This is a genomic window from Albidovulum sp. (assembly GCF_049646345.1).
In the GTDB taxonomy this organism is placed as follows: domain Bacteria; phylum Pseudomonadota; class Alphaproteobacteria; order Rhodobacterales; family Rhodobacteraceae; genus Albidovulum.
Genome location: NZ_JBARVQ010000849.1, coordinates 1 through 2,669, shown reverse-complemented (window position 1 = coordinate 2,669; position 2,669 = coordinate 1). Strand labels below are relative to the sequence as shown.

3 protein-coding genes are annotated in these 2,669 nt (G+C 60.3%); all 3 read left to right on the top strand.

Annotated features, from left to right (window positions below; genetic code table 11):
• Positions 1-173 precede the first annotated feature (173 nt).
• On the top strand, positions 174-1,181 hold the full coding sequence (locus WBB85_RS22320; protein WP_432640765.1) for a DctP family TRAP transporter solute-binding subunit: 1,008 nt from the start codon (positions 174-176) through the stop codon (positions 1,179-1,181).
• Positions 1,182-1,255: 74 nt separating this feature from the next.
• A complete protein-coding gene (locus WBB85_RS22315) occupies positions 1,256-1,936 on the top strand; it encodes a TRAP transporter small permease (protein ID WP_432640764.1) in 681 nt (226 codons plus the stop codon).
• Positions 1,937-1,939: 3 nt separating this feature from the next.
• On the top strand, positions 1,940-2,669 hold a 730-nt coding region (locus WBB85_RS22310), incomplete at its 3' end, for a TRAP transporter large permease (RefSeq protein WP_432640763.1).

Sequence of the window (2,669 nt, the reverse complement as noted above, 5' to 3'; positions counted from 1 at the left end):
ATACAGGACATGGCGGGTGCTTTCGCGTAGTCGATTGGTTTTGAAATAAAAAAACCGCCCGCGAGCAGGTGGAAAAGAAACGTTGATCGGCCTTTTCACAACGGCTTCTCTACATGCGAGCGCCGTCTTTCCGACATGGCGCCCAGAACCAATGAGTTCAAGGGAGGAAGAATATGAAAACCGCAACCACAACAATGACAGCGATCGCGCTGGTGCTTTCCGCCGGGGCCGCCATGGCCAGCGCTGGCTGCGATGAGGGCGAGATCGTGATGAAGTTCGCCCATGTCACCAATTCCGACAAGCACCCGAAGGGCATCGCGGCCAGCCTTTTCGCCGAACGGGTGAATGCCGAGATGGACGGCACCGCCTGCATGGAGGTCTATCCGAACTCCACCCTTTATGACGACGATCAGGTGCTGGAAGCGATGCTGCAGGGCGACGTGCAGTTCGCGGCCCCGTCGCTCTCGAAATTCGAGGCGTTCACCAAGCAGTTCCAGATCTTCGATCTGCCGTTCATGTTCAAGGACATCAAGGCGGTCGACGCCTTCCAGGCTTCTGAGACCGGTCAGGCGATGAAGGACTCGATGGCCCGCCGTGGTCTTCAGGGGCTGGATTTCTGGCATAACGGGCTGAAGCAGATGTCGGCCAACAAGCCCCTGGAAATGCCGACCGATATGACGGGCCTGAAGATCCGCGTGCAGCCTTCGGACGTGATCATCGCCCAGATGGAAGCACTGGGCGCCTCGCCCCAGCCGATGGCGTTTTCCGAAGTTTACGGCGCGCTTCAGCAGAAGGTTGTCGACGGGCAGGAAAACACCTGGTCGAACATCTACGGCCAGAAATTCTATGAGGTGCAGGACGGTACGACCGAAACCAATCACGGTGTGCTCGACTACCTTGTCGTGGCCTCGGTCGACTGGCTCGACAGTCTTGACCCGGCGGTCAAGGATCAGGTCATGACCATCCTTGCGGAAGTCACCGCCGAACGGAACGCGGCGGTGGGCGAGGTCGATCAGGCCGCGCGTCAGTCGGTTCTGGATGCAGGCGGCGTGATCCGCGAACTGACCGATGAACAGCGTCAGGCCTGGGTCGATGCGATGAAGCCGGTCTGGGATCAGTTCGCCGACGGCATCGGTCAGGACAATATCGACGCCGCACAGTCGTTCAACACCGGTAGCTGAGCCACCACTCCGGCGGTGTTGACCGGGCCCGGCCTTTGATTGCCGGGCCCGGATTGTAAAAAGGGGGGGGGAAGATGAGCGGCAAGTATGAACCTGCCACGGCGCTCGGCCGTGTGGTGAATGAATTCGAGGAAACCGTGATCGCGGTGATCCTTGGCCTGATGACAGTGATCACCTTCACCAATGTCGTCCTGCGCTATGTCTTCAACTCTTCCCTCATCTGGGGGCTGGAACTGACCTCGGCGCTCTTTGCCTGGCTCGTGCTATTCGGCATGTCCTATGCGGTTAAGGTGACGGCGCATCTGGGGGTCGATGCGGTGATCAACCTTCTGCCCCATCGCGGGCGGCGTATTCTGGCGCTTGCCGCGGCGGTCTGCTGTCTGGCCTATGCCTTCCTTTTGATGAAAGGGGCTTGGGACTATTGGGCCCCCTTCGGCGGGTTTGAGCAGACGGGCGGGCGCTGGTTCCCTGAAGGCTTCATCAAGACCCGCGATCAGGCCTGGTATGAGACCGAGCAGATCCCAATGGTGGACTGGCTGCGCTTCATCGAGCCGATGTTCAATCAGGGCGAGGCTTACGAAAAACTGCCCCGCTTCATCCCCTATCTGATGCTGCCCATCGGCTGCGCACTGCTGCTTTTTCGCCTGCTGCAGGCAAGCTGGGGCATCGTCACCGGCACCCGCGACAGCCTGATCGTCAGCCACGAAGCCGAGGACGCCGTCGAGAATGTCCGTCACATGAACTACGAGGAATAGACCATGGAAGTCGTCCTGCTTTTTGTCATGGTCGTGGGCTTCATGCTGATCGGCGTGCCGATCGCGATCTCGCTCGGCCTCTCGTCGACCCTGTTCCTGCTGTGGTTCTCGGATACTTCGCTGGCCTCGGTGGCGCAGACGCTTTATCAGGCGATGGAAGGGCATGCGACGCTGCTGGCAATCCCGTTCTTCATCCTCGCCTCAAGCTTCATGTCGACGGGCGGCGTGGCCAAACGGATCATCCGTTTTTCCATCGCCTGTGTCGGGCACTTGCCGGGGGGACTGGCCATCGCGGGCGTCTTCGCCTGTATGCTCTTTGCCGCCCTCTCGGGGTCGAGCCCTGCCACTGTGGTTGCCATCGGTTCCATCGTCATCGCAGCGATGCGGCAGGTGGGTTATTCCAAGGATTTCGCGGCGGGGGTGATCTGCAACGCGGGCACCCTCGGCATCCTCATTCCGCCCTCCATCGTCATGGTCGTCTATGCCTCGGCGACGGATGTCTCGGTTGGCCGGATGTTCCTGGCGGGCGTCTTCCCCGGCCTTCTGGCCGGCGGCATGCTGATGGCCACGATCCTGATCTGGGCGATCTGGAAGAACCTGCCCAAGGGCGAGTGGCTGGGCTGGGCCGAGATTTGGCACAGCTTTGCCGATGCGTTCTGGGGACTGATGTTGATCGTCATCATCATGGTTGGTCTTTACGGAATCCCCGGCGTGACCAACGCGATATTCACCC

Bases quoted from the DNA above. Each gene is read 5' to 3' on its own strand.
- WBB85_RS22320 (WP_432640765.1), top strand. From the start codon at position 174: ATGAAAACCGCAACCACAACAATGACAGCGATCGCGCTGGTGCTTTCC.
- WBB85_RS22315 (WP_432640764.1), top strand. From the start codon at position 1,256: ATGAGCGGCAAGTATGAACCTGCCACGGCGCTCGGCCGTGTGGTGAAT.